7 protein-coding genes, 1 pseudogene and 2 riboswitches are annotated in these 21,936 nt (G+C 44.3%); of the genes and pseudogenes, 3 read left to right on the top strand and 5 right to left on the bottom strand.

The genetic code is table 11. The features are described from left to right. Positions 1–234 precede the first annotated feature (234 nt). From N7974_RS01165 to N7974_RS01150, 4 genes are all read right to left on the bottom strand, one after another. A complete protein-coding gene (locus tag N7974_RS01165; protein ID WP_262963882.1) occupies positions 235–10,233 on the bottom strand; it encodes a filamentous haemagglutinin family protein in 9,999 nt (3,332 codons plus the stop codon). Positions 10,234–10,273: 40 nt separating this feature from the next. Then, positions 10,274–10,352, bottom strand: a riboswitch (cyclic di-GMP riboswitch). Positions 10,353–10,535: 183 nt separating this feature from the next. Next, entirely contained in the window at positions 10,536–12,212 is a 1,677-nt protein-coding gene (locus N7974_RS01160; RefSeq protein ID WP_262963881.1) for a ShlB/FhaC/HecB family hemolysin secretion/activation protein, read from the bottom strand. A 305-nt stretch (positions 12,213–12,517) separates the two neighbouring features. Next, positions 12,518–14,164, bottom strand: coding sequence for a hypothetical protein (locus tag N7974_RS01155; RefSeq protein WP_262963880.1), 1,647 nt, complete (start codon positions 14,162–14,164; stop codon positions 12,518–12,520). A gap of 176 nt (positions 14,165–14,340) precedes the next feature. Continuing rightward, positions 14,341–15,132 carry a hypothetical protein gene (locus N7974_RS01150; protein WP_262963879.1) on the bottom strand — a complete coding sequence of 264 codons (792 nt, stop codon included), beginning with the start codon at positions 15,130–15,132 and terminating at the stop codon, positions 14,341–14,343. Between the two features lie 40 nt (positions 15,133–15,172). Continuing rightward, positions 15,173–15,264, bottom strand: a riboswitch (cyclic di-GMP riboswitch). Positions 15,265–15,766: 502 nt separating this feature from the next. On the opposite strand from N7974_RS01150, the gene N7974_RS01145 reads away from it, so the two are divergent. Next, on the top strand, positions 15,767–16,267 hold the full coding sequence (locus N7974_RS01145) for a hypothetical protein (protein WP_262963878.1): 501 nt from the start codon (positions 15,767–15,769) through the stop codon (positions 16,265–16,267). 560 nt (positions 16,268–16,827) lie between these two features. Continuing rightward, a complete protein-coding gene (locus N7974_RS01140; protein ID WP_262963877.1) occupies positions 16,828–20,406 on the top strand; it encodes a DUF4347 domain-containing protein in 3,579 nt (1,192 codons plus the stop codon). A gap of 969 nt (positions 20,407–21,375) precedes the next feature. Here N7974_RS01140 and N7974_RS01135 read toward each other — a convergent pair. Beyond that, positions 21,376–21,534, bottom strand: a pseudogene (locus N7974_RS01135) (IS630 family transposase); the annotation flags it as partial. Between the two features lie 85 nt (positions 21,535–21,619). Between N7974_RS01135 and N7974_RS01130 the strand changes: the two are divergent. Beyond that, on the top strand, positions 21,620–21,936 hold a 317-nt coding region (locus tag N7974_RS01130), incomplete at its 3' end, for a transposase family protein (RefSeq protein WP_262963876.1).

Below are 21,936 nucleotides of genomic sequence, written 5' to 3'. Positions count from 1 at the left end.
TTCTCAGTTGTATATTAATAGTGTAATTATCGCAGAGCTTCATGACATTATTATGACGATGGCTTACAAAGCGACGGAGCTGATATCGGAGGCAAAAAAAATCCGGCTTTAACCATGTTAAAACCGGATTGAGAGGGTTGAATATAATATTGACAACTACTTAATAACTATCGACGTAACCAGAAAACCTGCATGGTTTTTAATTTGCCCATTTTGATTTCCCTGGCTAAAACCTTAGTCACCAAAACCCAGTACCTCAACACTAAACATGCCCAATGCTGCATTTTTGTTGGTTTCCGCGCCACCGTCATCCATTCCGGTTACCGCTTGTGCTACTTGGCTGACACTAGCTGTCATATTACTGGTTCCAGTCATCCCGGCAGCAATACTACCGGTAGAAGCCACTGGCACACCCGTACCGACGCCGCTAACCTGAATATTATTAGCTCCTAAAACAGCAGTTGCCGCAATAAACACATTCTTTCCACCAATACCGGCTTCACCGGCATCGACCACACCGGTAGGTGCAAATAAATAAACATCACCCGGCTCAACGCCAATGGAACTGGCAGCTGTTCGAATACCACTACCTGAGACAATAGGTGGGAATGTAATTTTCATATTGCCATTTTGATCGAAACTAACTATCGGAGGCGGGGCTGCAATCGCTGACTTGGCACCCCGACCAGCATCAATATTGCCGGCAGATGACCAAATCATTATATCCCCACCATCCAGAGCAAATACCCGCGATGTGTTGACCGTAAAGTCATTATGTACCATCGCATTAATATTACCCTCTCGTTGTGCAACTATACCCAGTTCAGATGCTGGTTTTGCTCCCGTAAATGAAACTGCCAGACCGGCATTCACCATCCCGCCAGGTACTACCAGATTGATATTACCGTTATCGATAGTATTTATCTTGCTGAAAAACATATTTACGTCGCCTTTCCATGCACTGCCAGGAAACAGCTTGTCAATAACAGCAAATCCAGGTTTATTGCCCAATAAGCCGGTACCTGCCGAAGCAGTACCTGACTCCTTAATTTCATTGAAAAATACCGGCAAAATAATAGCGTTGATTTGTGTTTGAATAGCCATAAAATCACTGCTATTAAGCTCTGCAAAAGCCTCAAGTGCATCAGAGTCGCTGAGTGCAGAATCATTCATCCTGCTACGCATAAAATCGGTTATCAGTAACGTAACCTGCGTAAGTGCAGGCGTATATTTGTCATTGCCCTGTAAATAAGTAGCAATGAAACCAGAATAATCAAGCTCTCCGTTAGCACCGGCAAGGATAGTTAAATTGGCACCCTGACCTGGCAAGACGGTGTTTACAACATTACCCAAGGTAGAAATACCACCGGAGGCACCCAAGTCAATATTACGCCCTGTTTTAACCAGCACTTCGCCGGGACCGCCGACTTCGATCTTTGCAGAATTACCTAACAAGCCACCTGTCGCAGGATCACGGTCACTGGTATCAAGAAGATCGCGTGTAGCTTCCAATAACGTGACATCACCCTCATTTACATGTTGGATTGCGAGCGATAAATTGACAATATCATGACCAGATTTAATTAAAGCTTTTTTCGCGAGATTAAAGCCTATATTTTCTATATCACCCTGCCTGGTAACCAAGCGCACAGGCTGATTATCACCGCTATGAATGGGCACGGCCGCGTGCAACAGCTTGGAATCACCGCCAAAAGGATCAATCCTGCCAATGACTGCCGACATATTATTACGCGACAATGGTGATTCCGGATAAGGCAATAATGTACGATCTCCATCCGACATCCCCAACCTGATACCTAAATCGGCGGTAATGTTTTGTTCGGCAAGCAAACTCAACTCAGCGTTTGCACCTGGAAACAGGATAATCTCATCTGTTAATTCAATACTACCGCCAAAGGCAGTGGAATGAAGCGATGCCGGATAAATTCGCGCCAATGTTTGTTGGTTACTGTTGGTGTTGCTTCTGGGGAAAATACTTCCATCAGAGCTTAATATAATGTCACCGGATAATGATCCTATATTAATTGCACTAGCGGCACTGTAACTGAAAAAATTGACATCAGCTTTATGCTCAATCATTGGATCCGATACCCCGGTTATACTGGCACCACTACCCGCATTGACAGAAAACTTCGTATCGCCAATCAAAAACTCAGGACCCTTGGTAAAGACGCTTCCGCCGGTAACTTGCCCACCGGCTGTCATCGTGCCGTTACCTTTTCCTAAATAATAAGTACCTCCGGCAATATCACCTCCGGCACTAATTTGCATGGCACCACCGCCATTAACTTCGACTTGATTGGTTAAAAAATCAAAACTGTTTGTAGTACTGTTATCTGCTTCACCCGTCTGCTTGCCCGTAGTTGGCATCATCACATCAAGATTACTGATATTACCGCCGGCAGATACCATGACAGCACCACCGCCAAATGAGCCGACATTTTGCTTAAAGAAAGGTTGACTTGATCTGGCAGGATTTAACGAACTAAAAGCAGGCGAATATCCCAGTGCAATACCCCATGCAGTAGGTCTTTGTCCTGAGTGATCGTCAGTCGCCGCCCAACTACCTATCCGAAATAACCAATCATTAAAATCGTTAGTGGTGGTAGCTGCGCCATTAATATTGCCTCCGGCGACTATTGCCAGGTCGCCTCCTTCCACCGGATATTCGCTATAAAAAGTCAGCGCGACGAAACGATCTTTTAAACTGCCATAAGGCGATGTCTCGGTAGGATGTCCGGCGTTATAAACTGAAGAAGAACCATCGGTAAAATTAATATCACCCCCCGCTGTCAATTGCATGTCGCCACTACCGGTACGAATAACCGTATTGGAAGCAATCACTAAATTACCTGTTTGAGCCGCCGCATTAATATCAGCGCTTTTAACATCCGCACCTGCAACCAGATTATAAGACCAGGATTCACCGCCCTGCAGCTTATCAATGATGTTTACACCACCAAAACTCTCCGTTTTAAAACCATCAGTTAGTGACTTATCGACTTTAAAATCACCACTGGTCTTAATAACCAATCTGCCCGGCAAATCATTCCAAACATTACTGTCAGCAATATCACCATAACGCCATGTGACCAAATCCCAATTATCTTTTAAGGTTAAATTGCCGTTGTAATCAACTTCAACCCCGGCAGTTAAGCGCATTCCTGGTGCCAGATTAGCGACATTAGTCATAGTCGTTGAAGTCATGTAATTAGCAGTTTGGGTTTTTATCTTGGTAATATCTGCCGTGTTAATCTGACTATCATTACCCAAATCAGCATTGGTATATTTTTTAACACCCTCTGCATAAAATCTGGCGGCACCCTTAACCACGCCTGCAGAAACCGGTTCAACATTAATTCCGGTAGCTGTACGCAAAGCGCGTAAAGTCACATCCCCGCCCGCCTCAGTACCGCTGACGTCAATCATGGAACCGTCTTTTAATGCAATACCACTGATACCATCACTATCATCATCTACCGAAGATAATAAGACTTTACCACCCTTGGCACCGATTGCTGTTAATTGCCCCCCAGCTTCCAAAGTAACTTTATCACCCGCATAAATATTAATCTTGCCACCTTGATCAACACCGTCAGCATGAAGCTGCCCGAAAATATTGACAGCACCTTTGTCAGCAACCAACGTGACATTATTAGCGTTAATTATGTTATTTGCTGCCTGGACTATATTGGCATCGCGGCTACGGAAATAAATTGTATTGTCTATACCGGCATTATTAAGAACAGCCATCAAACTATCAAAATTGGATGAACCGCTAAAAGCAGACACATCAATTTCAGCGCTACTGGCGGTGGCCTTGATTTGCCCGGCCAAGGTTACGGCCTGCTTGGGAGCTTTAAGAACCAGATTACCACCCGCCGCCGAACCACCGCCCGTACTGATGTCCAATTTTGACCCTGAAGCTAGCGTTATTGCACCCTTATCGGCAATTGCTGTAAAAGTACCACCTGGCGTGTAATCTGCTATATCGGCAAAAGTTACCGCCCGGCCTGCCAGATCAATATTTGCAGCCGAACCGACAAAGACATCACCAATTAAGGCTTGCAGATTTAGCCTGCCGGAAGCTAACAGAGTATTTGCATCAAAAGCAATAGTATCAGCAACAAACTCCATTGCCCCGCCAAAGCCAGGTGACACTGCACTAATTGCACCCTCATTGCCATTGATATTTAGAGCATGACCACTGGCATCCAGTTTAAAACTGGAACCCCCGGTTGCAGTCAGGTAACCTGCGTTTAAATTTAAATCTGCAGCAACATTCAGAGCACTTTTACCATCGACGATAAATTTGTTATTTACATTGATATTAACGGCATTAAAGCCTTTAACTGCAAAGGTTCCTGCTCCCTGAGTAAAATTAGTGGCTAATAAATCAAGACTGCCTAATCCGGTACCTGTAGTCGTTGCAATGGCACCTAACGGATTTGCCAATACCAGGTCATTAGCTTCCAACCTAACCGCCTGATCACTACTACCAAAACCCGAAAACCCGGCGGCATTAATAACCAGTCGATCGAATTTTATAGGTGCATCAACTTGCCCGACATTACCATAAAAGCCAACAGTGCCTCGACTGTTTAAAATTAATTCATCGACAGATAGATTTAATAATTTCTGATCGGTTAAATTTAAAGCATTAAGGGTCAAGCCAGCTACTTCACCCATGTTAATGGCGTTAGCACTTAGGTTTAAAGAACCACCGTTCATAAAAACATCGCCTTCCAGTGAAGTCGATTGACTGGCATCCAGCAGCATGGACTCGGAAGCCGTCAGTTTCGACCCTGCGGCAACTATCAATTTACCGTTATCACCAGGCGTGTTGGTTCTGTTTAATATGACTTGCTTATCGCCAGAAAGCCGCAGCAACGCACCGTCACCACTCACATTCAGTATGCTGTCACCACTATTGATTTTGCCGTTTGCCGTTAACTCCGCACCATTCTGCACTTCAATTTTATGGGCAGCAGCGACAATTAAGTCAGAAACAAATAATTTACTATTAGCAGAAAAAATTACTTCCTCTGCTGTTACGTTAACATCAGTTGCATTAGAACTCGCATTACGGCTACGAGACCCACCCAACAGCAGGCTATCGATTTTTAACCCACTCAAATTATCTGCCAGAATTTCAAGCGTGCCAGCCACTGGTGCTGCACTCAACTGGTTAACCACGTTAATTTTATTGGCGGCGATGTCCATTCTTGCGCCTCGACCACCCGACACGGCATCAACCATAAATTGCCCATCCATGATCAGCCTGGTTTGAGCTATCAAGGTTATTTGACCACTATCGATTGGTAACAAAGGAACATCGGTCGAATTTTTCGTTGCACGATCCTGATAAAATTGATTGGCAGTAACGGCATCGTATTTTGACCTTATGCGGACATCGGCACCACTTTCAATCCGATAGCCGTTACTGCGTGCATCAACAACGCTTGATCCTGCCAGCTTTTGATAGCCAGGGACAATAGTACGTCCATCAATCGTATATTGATTAATCGCTATATCTTGCGAATTAGCCTGCGGCGTTATCAAAAATGCCCCCGGCATCAATGCATAATGAGCTGGTAAAATCGCATATTCCCCGGCAGGCAAAACAGAACTGCCGCTCAGATACACGGTACTGCCGGGAGCGTAAGAAAAGCCTTGACTTTCATAATGATCATAGGGTGCCAACTGAGAACCTAATGCCGGCAAAATGGCAAAGCCACCTTGATTAGATGCGCTGCCCGATTGTAAATAATCATATGAGCCACCCGCTCCGGGTAGAAATTCGTAGGCAGACAAATCACCACCACCAGTCACATCGACCACACTGCCCTTGGCAAGGGTCATTGCTGGTGCCGACAATACCAAGCGCTTTTCCGGAGCACTATCAAATACCAGATTACGCAAACTGTCCAATGGATAAAGCCAATCCAGACCGCCTTGAGTTACCCCAAATGGAATTATTTGATTCTTGGCAGATACCGAAGTCAAACTGCCTTCGTCGAGCGTCAAACTCTTATCGGCTTTAAGAGTAATTGTACCCAACGGCGCTTTTAAAACCCCCTGCTGATTGATAACGGCTGCTTCAAAAGTCAATTTACCACCCGCCGATAAGGGCGACACATCAGTATTACGTCCGGTAATACTGATTTTTCCGTCTGGATTGTTTTTTACCACGAAGGTAAAGTCAGTCAGGGTCGAAGGATATATTTGACTGGCTTGTAAATGTAAATCAGCCGCTGTTACCAGCGCACCAACAAAATCTCGCTGGTTATCATCGTTACGCAAACCGATAGTGCGTAAATCATGCTCGCTGTTTAAAGCAATACGACTAAAACCATTCCACTGGGTAGCGCCACTTAATTGAATCCATTGTGCGCTGGCAGTCAACAGGCCTTTGCCAACAGCTGCGGAATCAGCTATCGACCGATTCAAAGAGGAGCCAATTGTCAGTAAATCCGTTTTAAGAACAACTTTCCCTGCATCCGCACCATCGACACCTGCCGCACTAATAATTCTGGCATCAATATTTATCCGCTCAGTGGTGGTTAAATTGACATCCCCTACAAACACAACTTCATCCTTGGTACTCAAACGCAGATCAGCAAAACCACCCGCCATAACTTTATCTGCGCTCAGCGTTGCCTGTCCATTTAAAACGCCTGAAAAATCATCACCAAAGCCAAGGTCTTTACCTAATGAACGATTTCTAAACTGATTGACGTTAATGATTAATGCATCGTCGGGGAACGGGATTTTTGGAACATCCGGAGGATTACGTTTTGAACGATCCAGAGTTATCTCAAGTCCCCCACCATGTGTCGTTGAAGAACCGCCAATACCTCGCAGGGTTCCATCCAGTACAATACCTTCGGCAGCAGTCAGCTGTATCTTGCCGGCATCGGAAGCAATTATTTGTTCAGCATAGTTAACGCCAACATTCTTTGTTGATTGTAATATATCCAGCTGACCACTCGTTCCCGATACGTCAAGCAGTGAACCTTCCGTCAGAACCACAGCACCACGCTGCGCATCAAAACTAATTTCGCCGCCGTTTAGCACTTCACCTGTACGGCGACCTAAAATATCAGGGATATTCATACGTGTAGCACCCTGCGCCAGAATCTTGGCATGTTCACCCAGCCAAATAGTCTGCTTGGCATCATATTCCAGACCTGCCAAAGGAAGTATGGCCAATTTAATTTGGCCGGCATCGGCTTGTAGCTGACCATCAACAAAAATGCTGCCGATTGAACTCTGTATCGTCATTACAGAGCCTTTATCGAGCATTACATGACTACCTGCTTCAACGGTAACTCCCGTATTTCCGTCCAAAGTTAATTGTAGAGGATTTCGTAAATGCTCCGGTAACTCGACAATTTTTGTAAAATCACGCAACGAACTACCCGTTATTTTTGCCAGAAACCCGGGTTCAATTTCAAGATTTTTTGCTTTTAAATCAAGATGCACACCGGATTTAACCGTCAAATCAGCAAAATTAGCCAACAAATCTATCTTGCTAAAAGCCAATTGTTGAGAAAAGTCAAAATTGTCATTTGATACTCCAAGCACTAAAGCCTGATCAATCGCATTAGCCTCTACTTCAGCAGCATTAAGTTTACCGACAATAATTCGTCCACTTGCGAGAGTTAAACTACCATTCTGCTCTAAACCATAAGCCGACAAATTACCTGCCAGCGTCAAAGTTGAAGGTATCGCATTGGTTCCGACAGCAGCAAGCGTGATATCACCACCCTTACCTGCTTGCAGTTTTCTGCTTAACGGCTGCCAGGCACCGCCATCGGCGTGTATCGCAGAACCCGCGTTAACCAGCAAATGCTCATCAGCTTGAAGTTTAACCGTACCGCCAGCAATCGCCAGAAGATCAGTAGGCGATGCGGACAAGCCTTTTTGGAAATCATTAACCCACAAGCCGGACACATCAAGTACTGCCTGCTTACCAATTTCTAAAAAACCGGCAATTGTTGATACTGAATTAGTAGCAGCCTTTAAATTAATAGTGCCGCTAGCGGCTTTAAAACTGCCATCTATATTAATATTACCGGCTTCAACACTTAAACTACCCGTCGGTTGCATGGCAATATTGACACCCTCAGCAAGAGTAACATTACCCAGGGTTTTAACGGAAACCTCTTGAACACCGGAATGGCTAAACAAGTCTGCGGCTATAATCATATCAACAGGCTTTTTATCACCGTCTTTAGGAAAAGCGCTATCAAGTGCAATTTGTAAACTGTTGCCTTCGGTTTGAAAGCGAATATTCTGTAAGGAATTAAAAACGGCCGTATCGACAGAAAATTGCCCGCCAAAAGGCGCAGTTGAAATATCACGCTGATAAATATCGGTAACGCTACCTGCAACCAAATTACCATTCCAAGCTACCAGTGGTGCTTTTATAGTAAAGTTGCCGGCATCCTTACCTTCTACATAGCCATTCTGAAATACACCAGGCCCAAATTGGTCAAGAATATTATAGACAGTAGTGACTCCCCATTTCAGGTGGTTTTCCGTCACTACGCCAAAAATAGCTTGGTAATGCTGATTCGGATCAGCGGCACTAATATCAACAATACGACCAAAATCGTTCATTAACTTGGTGGTATTAATGTAGCCATCCTGATAGATGACTGAACCGCCGGAAATATCAACATTAGCACCGTCATTAATGATAACATCGCCGCTGGCAGTAAAATTAATTTGACCACCGACACCCAATCGTTCGTCAATACCACGAGTTATTCGGGCTAATGCTCCGCTAATATCGACAATGCTTGTGGGCTTGCGAAGATCAACGTTGATGGTTTCACCTTTTAAGACACCGGTTCGTTGTAACGGTGCATCGCGTAATTCAAAACTTTGCACCGAAATCTGAGCGACATTACGCTCCATCCGAGCTACCACGCCTTTTGTTCCGGAAACATCTATACGGGCACCGTTTTCAACATGGATTTGACCGCTTTGCCCAAGCGTAGCATTAGCCAAATTATCAGTGGCAGTTATATCTACTTTTCCACCAGTAACCTTAATTGATGATCCCGATTTTAAGTGCACTGTGTTTGCAGATACCTGCATATACGACTCTGGCTGAAGCTGCTCGTCAATAGCGGTGCCTCCATCAGCATCAGCAATTACCTGCGTTACACTGCCTGGGGAAAAAGTCACTTTTGCCTTGGTGCCAAGGCCGTCATCCATCGCTGTAGCTCGCGTGGTACTGGTCGCAACCAATTGTTCACCCAATTTTCCGTGCTGCTCCTGCGCCAGCAGCCGAATAGAGCCATTAACACTCACCGAGGTAGTCGCGCTCACCCGGCCTTGCTGGTTAACGGCAAAACCGGCCATGGTAATATTACCCTGTTTCGCCAGGATATCACCGGCGTTGGTCACTGTGCCACCGGTATCCACTTCAACGACCAATCCCGCAAAAGGACTTGTCGGGCTGGCAGCCTGCAAATAGACCTTATCCTGACTGGCCGCCAGAATAATTTGCCCTTGATTATCACTTGACAACGAACCTTTATTCTCAATCGTTGGAGCAACGATGATGATTCGGCCTGATTTATCGGTATGGATTTTAGCTCCGGCTTCGATTAAAATCCTGGCGGTTTTGGGGTCCATTGTGGCACCCGATTTCATTGGCTCAATGGCCAAAGCAGCCGCACCGTTATTGTCATCGAATACGCGGGTAAGACCCTGATTAAATGCCTCATCAGTAATATTTAAGGTACTGGCCAATAGACTATTGGTGTTGACTACCGAATCCTTACCGAACACAAACCCATTTTGGTTATATAGATAGACCTGGCCGTTGGCAATTATCTGACCAAAAATTTGACTGGGATCAGCTTGATTAATACGATTTAAAGCAATTGATGAACTACCTGGCTGAACAAACTGAACAGTATTTTCTTTACCAACATTAAAACTTTGCCAGTTTAGAATGGCTTTATCGCTCTGCTGATCAATACGCAGAGTATCACCGATAATCGTATTGGTGGCACTACCGGAACTGACAAAACCGCCAGCCGCAACAGGAACCGGTAACTCGGCATGAGTTGGCACAACCACACCGGCGAACAAGCCACCGGCAATCACCACCCGCATATACGCAACCAGCGGCTTTAATCTGAATAGATTTTCTACCGGTTTAGATGAGATCAGCTGCGTTTTGTGAGACATGGTTGTAACCTTTAACAAAAATAATTAACATACTTTAGTAAGTGATAGCCCGGCCATCTTGCCAGGCAAGATCCGCAACTTTCTGCCCCCGCTTCACAACGGGTTTAGGTTTGACACTAAAAAACTTATTGCCGGATAATCATACCGGCACTTGGTACTGTAAAACGCCTGCGGTACGGAATATCTATGTCGAGTTAGGCTGGTTCCTAACCCAACCTACAAAGATTATTCGCATTTTTTGTCGTAAAAAAGTGTCAACTACTTCAGGAATTCTATGAAAAATGCAAATATCGTCTGTAATTTTAAAATTCGGTGGCGATATTAAAATCCAAACGTGGATCACCTTTGCTCACCGGTCCCAGCGAAATAAACGGAAAGCCGACATCCAACATACCGTTCAAGTATTTCCACATCTGAAAATGCATACCGAAACCGGCACCAGCCAGCGTATTGCCACTAAGATTACCCGGCAACGGGTTCTGTATCCAACCTTGTCCTACATCAACAAACGCCAGCAATTTCAATTTATTGAGATAATCCCAACTCTCCAAGCCTAAATGTGGCGAATGTAGCTCAAGCGAACCAAATACACCGTCATCAGCCAATGCCATTGTTTCATAATAACCACGTACACTCGTCGCGCCGCCCAACGAAAATTGTTCATTACTAATGAGGGGGGAATCGGCTACCTGACCAGAAACATGACTGCTTACTTCCATACCCAATGGCAAGTTATAAAGAAACTTAACATCACCGGTTGCATACATATAATTGGCTTTGGCCAGATAACGCTTGTTTTCAAACTCGGCCTGATCGTTACCCAAACCACGCACCGAAAAATGCATCCCTAAATCAAAACTGGTTAACGATTCTTTACTCCGAAAACTACCGCTATATTGAGCAAGAAACGGTAGATAACTAATGGGTGTTTTATAACCACCGGGGCTGTTTAAGGTTAAATTTTCCTTAAAATCCTTGTAATCGGCACCCAGCGTTGCGCTGTGAAAATAATTGTCCAGCGCCGGTAACGGCTTTACCAACCTTGCACCATAAATACTACCGGTACCGATGATTGTTGTACCCCCAACACTGGCAACATTTGAAGTTGACGAAGAATTAACACCATATAGCGCCAACCGCATATCGGTATTAAACACCGGCATGGCATAGGTACCGGCCCACACGCTGACTTCCTGACTGATCTCGGGTGACACCTGATACATCAACGACGCACTGTGCATTTTCTGCCAGAGATTGTCATAATGCAATGACGACACCAGGCGTAATCGCGACGTACCGTAAGTATTTCGACCATTAAGCTCGACCCTGCCGTGTAACGGCAACTCATCTTTTACTTTTAAATCAACTTCCAGTGTTCCGGGGGTTTCACCGGCACGCAAAATTGGCTGAACTTTCCGGTCGGCGCTTTCCCCTCCCAACTCTGTCAATTGTTTCTGCATCACGGGGAAGTTAGGCACCTTACCTTCTGCCAGCTCCGGCACTCCGGCCTTAATTTTGCCCAGCGAGAAATAGCGGGACTCTGTTACCCGCAAGCGCGATACCTTGCCTTCCACGACATTTAAATAAACGATACCGTTTGTTACGTCTTGCTCGGGAATATCCACCATAACAGTTTGATAGCCTTTGGCTCTATAAAACTCCTCTAAAGCAGAGCGTGCCAAATCAACGTTGTCTATGCTTTTTTTGAGGCCCAGAAAGGGATAGATCGTGCGTTCCAGTTGTTTCTTGTCAAGCAGGGTATTACCCTTCACTCGCAATTCCAGCAAATCAAAACTGGCAGCAGGCGGCTTGGGAACATTTTGTTGCTCAACGTCAGTTGCTGTTACTTGCGGCGCTTCTTGTGCGTAGGCATCAAGCCCGGCTTGAGCTTGAGCCAGGGCAAAACCACTCCAGGCCAAACAGACTAAAGCGCGGCTACGTTTATTACGATTTTGTTGCATGCGTATATTGGTTAACACTAATCTGCGCCTTCCCAATGAAAGCATCTCTATTTTTTATTATATAAAAGTAAAGTTAAGGTTTTATGACAGGATGGCTGAGTGTAAGTTAAAAGCTACATTAGGCACTTGGGAATTAACCGAAATTAAGGCGACTAAGCCGGAACTGCTAGTAGTGAAATATCAAGCATGAGCTTAGCATTCGGCACTCATGACATGCATGACCAATTTACAAGCAAAAAAAAACCAGCCGTCCTTAAACGGCTGGTTTTTTAAAGGGTAAGTCATCCTTGACTCAAACCGGGATTGCCCCGGTTAAATGTTTATTACAAACCAGTATCACCTGAAGGCGCTGTACCGTTACTGTAAACAGAAGGTACGCGGCAGTTATTAACCGATAAAGCAGGTGTTGCATGACTGTAAGGATTAACCGGTCTGCTGCTCAAGAAAGCACCATTTGCTTCTATAGCATAGTTGCTCGGTACTGCCATATAAGCACCTTGATTGGCTGCTACAGGTATAAAGGTATGAGCAAAACCGGTGTTCAATTTAGCCATTACTTCGGGTGCGCCAGAAGATTTAATAATTGCATCAGTCAAAGCTTTCAGAGCCGTGTTTTCAGCAGAGTTGCTGGAAAAAACATGGGCAGTACCATATTGAAAAGTATTTTCTGCCCAATCACGGTATTTACCGTTAACTACATTGGCCAAGGTAGGCGCCACACTATCAACTTTAACAAAGCGGTATTTAGAAGTAGTAGCGGTTTTTTTCTCCATTGACTGGATTCCTACTGCCCAACGCACACCGTAAGAATTATCAAAAGCAGTACCTACTGTATTGGTACCGTCTTGCAATTCATTTAAACACTCATCAACCACACCTGAACTGTTGTTCTCGTGTACCATGGCCAAGCCATCGCCTTCACCAAAACCCTGAGCAACCGCGTCAGATCCGGCTGTAAGACTGGCAGAAGTACAAGGATCGCCTAGAAATTTAATATTCGATTGCGCTTGTGTACCTGAACCATTCTCGCGACGGCATGTATGCAAATAAGACGCAGTCGGTAAATAAGCGGATGCATTAGTTGTCGCCCAATCAAACAAACCAACGGTACCTACTTTCAGTTGATTCCAGTCAACTATCGTACCCGCATGAATAGTAGCGATTTGTGCAGAACTTAAGCTAGGCATACAAGCTTCAGTTTCATCACCTACCACACAACTGGAAGGTACTGTGCCCAGAGATTTTTGAGCGGCTTGCAAGGCAAAATACAAATTTTTGGTAACGGGTACGCCAAAAACCAATGTAGAAGCACTTTTTATTGTTAATTTGGCGACATCAGCTGAAGTAACACTGACATAAGGCGCACCGGTAGCCGGATTCAACGGCGCATTACTACCAGTAAACTGGCCAGGATCGACGTCAGAGATACCAAAATCAGGAATATGAGTGGTATAAGTAGCAGCATCTGCTGCATTATATGCACAGCTAATCTTACCTAATGTTGTGCCAGCAACAGCCGCAGTAGCTACAGTACAAGACGTGTCAATTTTTAAGAACGCGATAGTGGCAGATGCTGCATCACCGTTAGCTTCGGCAATAAGTGGACTCACACCAAAGGCTGAACCGCCGGCACTGCGTTTGTAAATTAAAATATTGGCCTTATTGGTAGGCACAGAAGCATTGGTAGTTGCTCTTTCGCACAAATAAGCATATTGCGAAGTAGTAGCAGTATCCTGGAATTTATAAACCTTTTTGGATGTATCACAAATTCTGTCAGCAGCAGGTACTGCAGAATTAGTCATAACGCCTTCAATAAATTTTTCTGCCGCAGAGGCACCTGACAAATACAAAATATTGGTGTCAGCGGGATTAATGACGGGGACGCCATTGCTACCAATGACAATCGTTGCCTGGGCAGCGGTTGCTGATAACGCTGCCAGTATAGCTGCGCTCAATACTAATTTTTTCATGTTTATCTCGCTTTATTAAAAAGAAGCCGTCTTTTAGAGACGACTGACAGTAACAGGTACTTTTTTAGTCAACAGAATTGACAATAAATAAAGATGTCGGGGTAAGCGTTAGCCTCAACCCGACATCTGTACTTTGGTTTATTGGTCTGCGTTATTAGCAACCCAACCTAAATGACTTATACAGCCATTGATTTACGACGATTTAAACGCATCATACCCAGCAAACCGGCGCCAAACATCCAAACTGCAGCAGGCAATGGCACAGCGGCAACAGCATAAGTCAATGTACCTTTAGCTGCATCCAACTTCCAGGTTTGAACTGCCTCAACTGGAATGGCAGCACCGGCGTAATAATAGAAGTTACCTTCAGTGCCATAGTTAATGCTGGCACCCGCGTCAGATTTACCACCAGTAAGACTGGCAAATGAATTGTTCTGATCATGCTGCCCGGTATTGGCAGTATCCGCATCTAAAATGATGGCACTCAGATTTAAAGCCGTATTAACAACTGCGCCAGCATTGTCAGCAAGAGTAGCCGTATTAACGGTCTCTATATGATTTTTTGTAGTAGTGACAGCAGCTGCAGCAACGGTTATAGTTGCAAATTTTGCGGGGCTGATCGCAGGACCGGTTGCCAGTAATCTGCCTCCGTTACCTGAAGTAAGCACACCAAAAACAGTAGTCGCTGTATTTAAACCAGCCACATAAGTTGACCATTTGCCGCCAGTAGAAGTTGCTGTCAAAGCTGCAAGGTCATAGCTCTTGAAAAAAGCAGTATTGCTTAAATTAGTTACCAAATCACCCATGGTCAGACCCAAGTCCAAGACAAAGGTTGATGCACTGGTGGTGTCATAAACTGACAAATAAGCTTCTGATAAAGTATTGCTAGTTGTTTTAATACTTGCATTAGCAGAACCGGCAGCAACCATCAGCGCCGCAACGAGTAAAGTTTTGTTAAATTTTTTCATTTGTTAATACCAATTATGTTTAAAATTAAAATTCGCATAATGTGGCGGCCCAGCCATCTTGAAAATAACCATAATCTTTCAAGACCTGTAGCTTTCCGTCCCCGCTTCGCAACGAGTTTAGCTTTTACACTGTCTTTTTTACCAATATATTCACTGCTTTATTGCCAAGCAGTTAAGCTCCCGCTACCATGATTCTATTTCTTTACCGTTGATTACTGAAACAAGAATGAAGCGCTACTGCTGCTTCTGTTCAGTATGGTCAGTGCATTCCCTGCTTAACCGGCATCTGCTCAAGATGCCCTCAACGTGGCGCTAGTATCCCATATCGGCTTAGTCTTTTGGATTACAAAACAGTGACAGTTGCTGACAATGTAATACACTTGTATGACAGCTTCATTACGCTATATTAATCTGGCAATACACTTATTTGGAAAATGATAAAACATGACCTTTGCGCTACGATTGCCTAATTGGGTTTCGTAAAAACCCGGCCATGTCAACACAATTAGCAAGGTAAAAGGTGACTTATTGATTAAATGTATGCTTTGTTATAAAGCTGTCACATTAATCAACTATATTTAAGCATAATCAGACTTTAATGGAATTTCTGAACTTTAATACCAGCAGTTGAACTATGTCATCATCACCAGGATTTACAGAAGGCGATAAAAAACAAATTGTTTCAATGCGCTTAAACAATCATGATCGGAATGCGATCCAAACCATGGCGTCTCGTCTTTTTGTAAGAGAAGCAGAACTTTATCGCTTCGCTGTTAGTAATCTTTTAAACCGTATGTACCAGTTACATGACATGGATTGCACGGGCAGTGATTTACTCCCCTTATTTATTGAGTTCAGGGAAGAGCTAAACCAGAACTTGGGCTTAAAAAAACAACAACTTTTTAAGATCATCAACAATGGCAACGCGCATCCTGATAAATTTGTGTCCATGGCTGACATAGAATTAATTCTGCTTCCACAGCATTTGGTACGCCAACGTTTATTGCAAATAGATGCCGCACTGGCTTTTAAACAGCTAGACATTAATATCTGGCTTAAAAGTTATTTTATAGAGAAATATAGCCTGCCTACATTTATCGAGGAAGATCTTGATACGGCCGAAGTTGAAGCGTAGCTATAGCGAGAAAATTTAGTCCACGAAAAGCACGAAAAAAACCTTATTAACCTGCCCAGCCACTTAATCAGTATAAATAAAAGAGCTACCAACCAATCAGACACTCTCGTCTGCAAAGAACTAATACCCCCCCCCTGCGACTTTAAAAAACAGCCCTAAATCTTTTTGTAAAAGCAGAATGGTTTCACCTTTGAGCTTCGTAGGAGCGATGCCTTGGTCGCGATTTGAACCATTAGCCGTTAATCGCAACGAGAACCTCGTTCCTACAACCCACAGTCGCAGCAGCTGTCATGATTTTTTGACCGGCTTCCACATTCCGGTAAGTCGCATTGATGTAACATCATAAAAGCGAGAATAGTTTGCTGCGACTAGTAACGAAGTTTCTCCAAAAAAACAATTAGCTCTTCTATTTAACATACCTGTCATATTGATGACGTACCCTCTTATCAAGAAATGTTTTTAGTGCTATCAAACGCAATATCTATAATAACTAATGCCCTCGCTATTAACCGTTCTTAATTTTTTTCCTTCCCTCCCCTCAAAAATAAGAGACATCTATCATGAGCCAAACAATCACACCAATCACCAACCTTTTAGTCATCGACAGTCAGGTTAGTGATTGGCAAGGTTTAGCCAGTGCTGCCACTGCAGGCAGCGCGGTATTAATTCTGGATTCAGGTTCTGATGGTCTGACACAAATCAGCGATTACCTGACCACTTTGGCGGCAAGTACAGCAGATTTTGTGCCGCTACAAAGCATTCAAATCATGTCTCACGGCAGTGCAGGCACTTTGTTGCTGGGTTCAAGCACCATCTCGCAAGACAATTTAAGCTTATACAGCGAACAACTGGCCAGTATGGGTAGCAACCTGACCGACACCGGTGATATTTTACTGTACGGTTGTGATGTTGCCGCTAATCAAAATGGCGTGGATTTTATCAACCAGTTAGCGGTATTAACCAACGCCGATGTAGCCGCTTCAACTGACCTGACCGGCTCAGCGGCTTTAGGCGGGGATTGGCAATTAGAAGCTTCTACCGGAACTATTGAATCAGGATTGGCATTAAATACTGAGGCAGTCAATAGTTATGCGGACACTCTGTCTATAAAAGTAAAAGATAATTTATTATCAGAAGCTTATTTGTCAGTGTATGACACCACCAGTGCATCAACCTTTGTATTGGACTTGGGTCTGACCATGGGTGATTTGGTTGCTAATTTAAGCAACGATGCTTTTTCAATGAGCTATAACCTGACTGATCTGACAGCGAATTCTACTGATGGAAAATGGTCAACTTTTGCTGCCAATTTAAATACGGCGACTACCGTTTTTGGTGTGCTTGTTTCAGGTAACGGAGGTAGATTACTGGCAACCGGCCCTGCGATAAGCCCGGAAAAATTTGCAACTATAACCGTTGCTGCCGCTGCTGTTACTACCTCAGCAAACCATATAGCCTCTGTTAATACGGCAACTCAAATTGACAATCCCGATGCTGTTGTTAATACAGCTTTAAATCTGAGTGCCATCATTTTAGATTCGGATACTCCTGATACCGGACAGCATGACCTAAGAAATACATTTGCTAGTTTGAATGGTGGTAAAACTGACGCAGGTGCCAGCATCAACTATGGTACGGCAGGCAACTTTTACTATTACAGCGGTGGTTCTACTCAAATCGTGACCCAGGCAGTCCAAACATGGAGTTTGGATGCGACTACTGGTTTGTTAACATACAGTAAAGCAACGGTAACGACGGAGAATAATTTACCTACCGGCGCAGTGACCATTACCGGTACGGCTACTCAAGGCGAAATATTGACGGCCGGCAATAACGTGGCGGATATCGATGGCTTGGGTACCATTACTTACCAATGGTTTGCGGATGGCACAGCCATTACCAACGCAACAGCCGGCACGCTGACGCTAAGTCAGGCAGAAGTAGGCAAAGGCATTACCGTAAAAGCTAGTTATATCGATCAGAAAAATACCGCTGAAAGCGTAACCAGTTCTGCAACCACTGCCATAACTGCAGTAGCACATGTTAATACTCTACCTACCGGCTCAGTAACCATTACCGGCACGGCTACGCAAAATGAAATACTGACGGCAACCAATACACTGGCGGATGTCGATGGTCTGGGCACTATCAGTTACCAATGGTTGGCAAATGGTACGACCATTAGCGGCGCAACAGCTTCAACGCTGACGCTGGGTCAAGCAGAAGTCGGTAAAACCATCACGGTAACAGCCGGTTATACCGATCAGAAAAATACCGCTGAAAGCGTAACCAGTTCTGCAACCGGCAACATAGTCAATGTCAATGACGCACCTACCGGCACTGTCACTATCTCCGGCACGGCTGAGCAAAACCAAATATTGACCGCAGTCAATACCTTGGTGGATATCGATGGTTTGGATTCAACAACTATCACCTATCAATGGTTGGCCAATGGCACAGCCATTAGCGGCGCAATAAGTTCAACACTGACTTTAGGTCAAACAGAAGTGGGTAAAGCCATTACCGTAAAGGCAAGTTATACTGACCTGCTGGGTACTACGGAAAGTATGACCAGTTCTGCTACTTCTAGCGTAGGACAATTTAATAATCCACATACCGGCACAGTGACTATCTCCGGTACGGCTACACAAAACGAAATACTGACAGCGATCAGTACCTTGGGGGATTTAGATGGAATGGGTACGATTGCTTACCAATGGTACGCTGATCAGACACTCATTACCGATGCAACAGCAGCAACGCTGACTTTAGGTCAAGCGCAAGTAGGTAAAGTCATTACCGTAACAGCCAGTTATACCGATGGATTGGGTAAAGCTGAAAGCGTACCCAGCTCTCCAACCATTGCCATCGTTGCAGTCGCCCACATTAATACTGCACCTACAGGCGCAGTGACCATTACAGGTACGGCCTCGCAAAACGAAATACTGACAGCGGTCAGTACCTTGGTGGATATTGATGGTCTGGGTACTATCAGTTACCAATGGTTGGCTAACGGCACGGCAATTAGCGGTGCAACAGCTTCAACATTAACGTTAACTCAAGCGCAAGTCGATAAAACCATCACTGTAACAGCCAGCTATACTGACCTGTTGGGTACACCTGAAAGCGTAACCAGCACTACAACCACTGCCGTCGTTAATGTTAATGATGCGCCGACGACTTCTGTCGTCACGTTGGCATCAATTCTCGAGCACAGCCAAGCCCGCGTAATTACCCAAGCCGAGTTGTTAGGCAATGCCGTTGATTTGGATGCTAATACCCTTACCGCTACCGGCCTGAGCCTTGCGTCCAGTAACGGTACTTTGGTCGACAATGCCAATGGTACCTGGAGCTATACGCCGTTATTAAATGATGCTACATCGGTGAGTTTTAACTACACCATTACCGATAGTGTCAGTCCGACTGCAGGTACGGTGGCAGCTACAGCGACGTTGGATATTACACCCGTTCAATTGACCGCTGAACCGGTTGCAGACTTGTTCAAATCATTTGGTAATGGCACCAATGAATATATTAAACCTGAGGCGTATGTACAAAATTCCGGACAAAATTTGGATTTGAAATATCAGATAATTGATAAGTCAGCTGATGCGGTCATTATCGGCAGTACCAGCAATGATTTTATCAAGCTGGCCGGCACAGGTAATAAAGCAGCCAATGGTGGTGCCGGTAATGATGTTCTTGATGGTTCAACCGGCTCCAGCTTTTTGAGTGGTGGCGATGGTATCAATACTTTCTTTATGGATGGCAGGGCAACAGGAGTGACATGGTCAACGCTGACTGATTTTACTCAAGGTCAGGATAAAGCCACGATTTGGGGTTGGGTTAAAGGCGTCAGCACGATTAATGCCGGGTTTACCGACTTTAACACTGGCGGCGCAACCGATTATACCGGCTTGACTTTACATATCCAGAACTTGCTACCAGATGGCTCTGTCAGTGGCGCGACTAATTCCGCGTTAAACTCTTTGACACTGACCGGACATACCTTGGCTCAATTTGGTGCTTCTTCTTTGGCAGATTTAAATACCCAAATTATCAACGGTACCAATACGCATTTTATTGTTGGGCAAACCACTGATGACCTGGGCGTTCATGGGTTTTTGTCTATCAGTTAATTAGTTAACTGATTAACTTCGATGCCGGTCTGGGTTTGTAACCCTGACCGAAAGGTTTAAATAGCTTTAAAACGTGAGTAACCGGGTTACAAACCCCGTCACACTATAGGTCGTAAATTAACAACAAGCAGTAATAAAAGCGTAATGGGGTTATAACCCTGTTACGCTTTTAACCCCATAATCATCTTCAAGCGTAACGTCGAGATTAACTGTAGCTCGACAGGCCAACCACTAAAATCTCCCCACCGACTATACTCAAAAGCATCCTGCTAACAAATATTGCAGATATTTTTCGATAACCTCACTGTATCCATAGATTCCCGGATAAATAATTTCAAGACTTGTAGATTTCATTGTTTAAAGGTACAGATATCAGCCCCTATACCGGTCTGGGCTTGCAACCCTGACCGAAACATTTAAAGGCTTCAATATTTTTTAAAACGTTAGTAAGGTAACTCGTAATAAATACCACCCAATCATTGCCTGACTCTGGAAGCACCACCGACTTAATGATTCCTGCAACACTGCGTACGAAGCGTGTGGAGACTATTATTACGAGTTGCCTAAACGCCGGAATACAAACCTAGGTTTGTACTCCAAATTATCATGGTGTCAGGTACGGTCACTGCCATTAAGTTAAGTATGTGGAAACTATAAATTGAGAGGCTTATTTATTGCGAGTTACTTAACTGGGTTATAAATCCCGTCAATATTTGTATATTAAGATGTTAACAAATAAATCTGCTTTTTTTCGTGCCTTTCGTATTTTTCGTGGACTCTGCCGTTGCCGGTCCGGGTTTATAACCCGGACCGAAACGTTAGTAAAGTAACTCGCAATAAATACCACCCAATCATTACCTAACTCTGGGAGCACCACCGACTTAATGATTCCTGCAACACTGTGTACGAAGCGTGTGGAGACTATTATTGCGAGTTGCCTAAAGGCCGGAATACAAACCTAGTACTCAGTCAATCTGATAATGTCGGATAAAGTTTCTTCAGTTTTATCCGTGCATCCTCCGTGGTAAACCGCCATTCCATAGGCCGAGCAATAGTATTTCTTTTTTCTTGCCACGCTAAAATTTCTGTTTTTAACATTTCTTGATCTGGAATGCGGCGATCCATACATTAGACATCTTTCCTAAATAATCGACATAGAATTTGGCCTTTATAAGGTTAAAATAGTGATCTACCTCTGAAAACACGGATAGCCATGACTCCTTATGCTCAATTACCAAGACACAAGCCTGAAGAATTTTTAAGGACTGTCGGCCTGTCACCAGAAGATTTTCTGCATCTTCACGGTAAGCTGGCGACTTACCTGGACGAACAAAAAGTCCTTAATCCACTGACTAGACGGGGACGAAAAGACTCCAAGATGGCTTTGGAAGACCGCTTATTATTGACACTCTATTATCTTCGTCACTATCCGACGTTGATAAATCTGGCTGCGGTCTTCGACATCAGCGAATCGTATTGCCATAAAATCTATACTCGCACTGTAAGACTATTGATCAAAATCGAAAAACT

It is taken from the genome of Methylobacter psychrophilus, from assembly GCF_025583945.1.
Lineage (GTDB): Bacteria > Pseudomonadota > Gammaproteobacteria > Methylococcales > Methylomonadaceae > Methylobacter_C > Methylobacter_C psychrophilus.
Note: the sequence above shows the minus strand (reverse complement) of the source record. Positions and strands in the feature narration are given on the sequence as shown.

What these genes read in the sequence shown, in the direction of transcription:
- N7974_RS01165 (WP_262963882.1), bottom strand. Translation starts at nt 10,233, where the DNA reads ATGTCTCACAAAACGCAGCTGATCTCATCTAAACCGGTAGAAAATCTA.
- N7974_RS01150 (WP_262963879.1), bottom strand. Translation starts at nt 15,132, where the DNA reads ATGAAAAAATTTAACAAAACTTTACTCGTTGCGGCGCTGATGGTTGCT.
- N7974_RS01155 (WP_262963880.1), bottom strand. Translation starts at nt 14,164, where the DNA reads ATGAAAAAATTAGTATTGAGCGCAGCTATACTGGCAGCGTTATCAGCA.
- N7974_RS01145 (WP_262963878.1), top strand. Translation starts at nt 15,767, where the DNA reads ATGTCATCATCACCAGGATTTACAGAAGGCGATAAAAAACAAATTGTT.
- N7974_RS01140 (WP_262963877.1), top strand. Translation starts at nt 16,828, where the DNA reads ATGAGCCAAACAATCACACCAATCACCAACCTTTTAGTCATCGACAGT.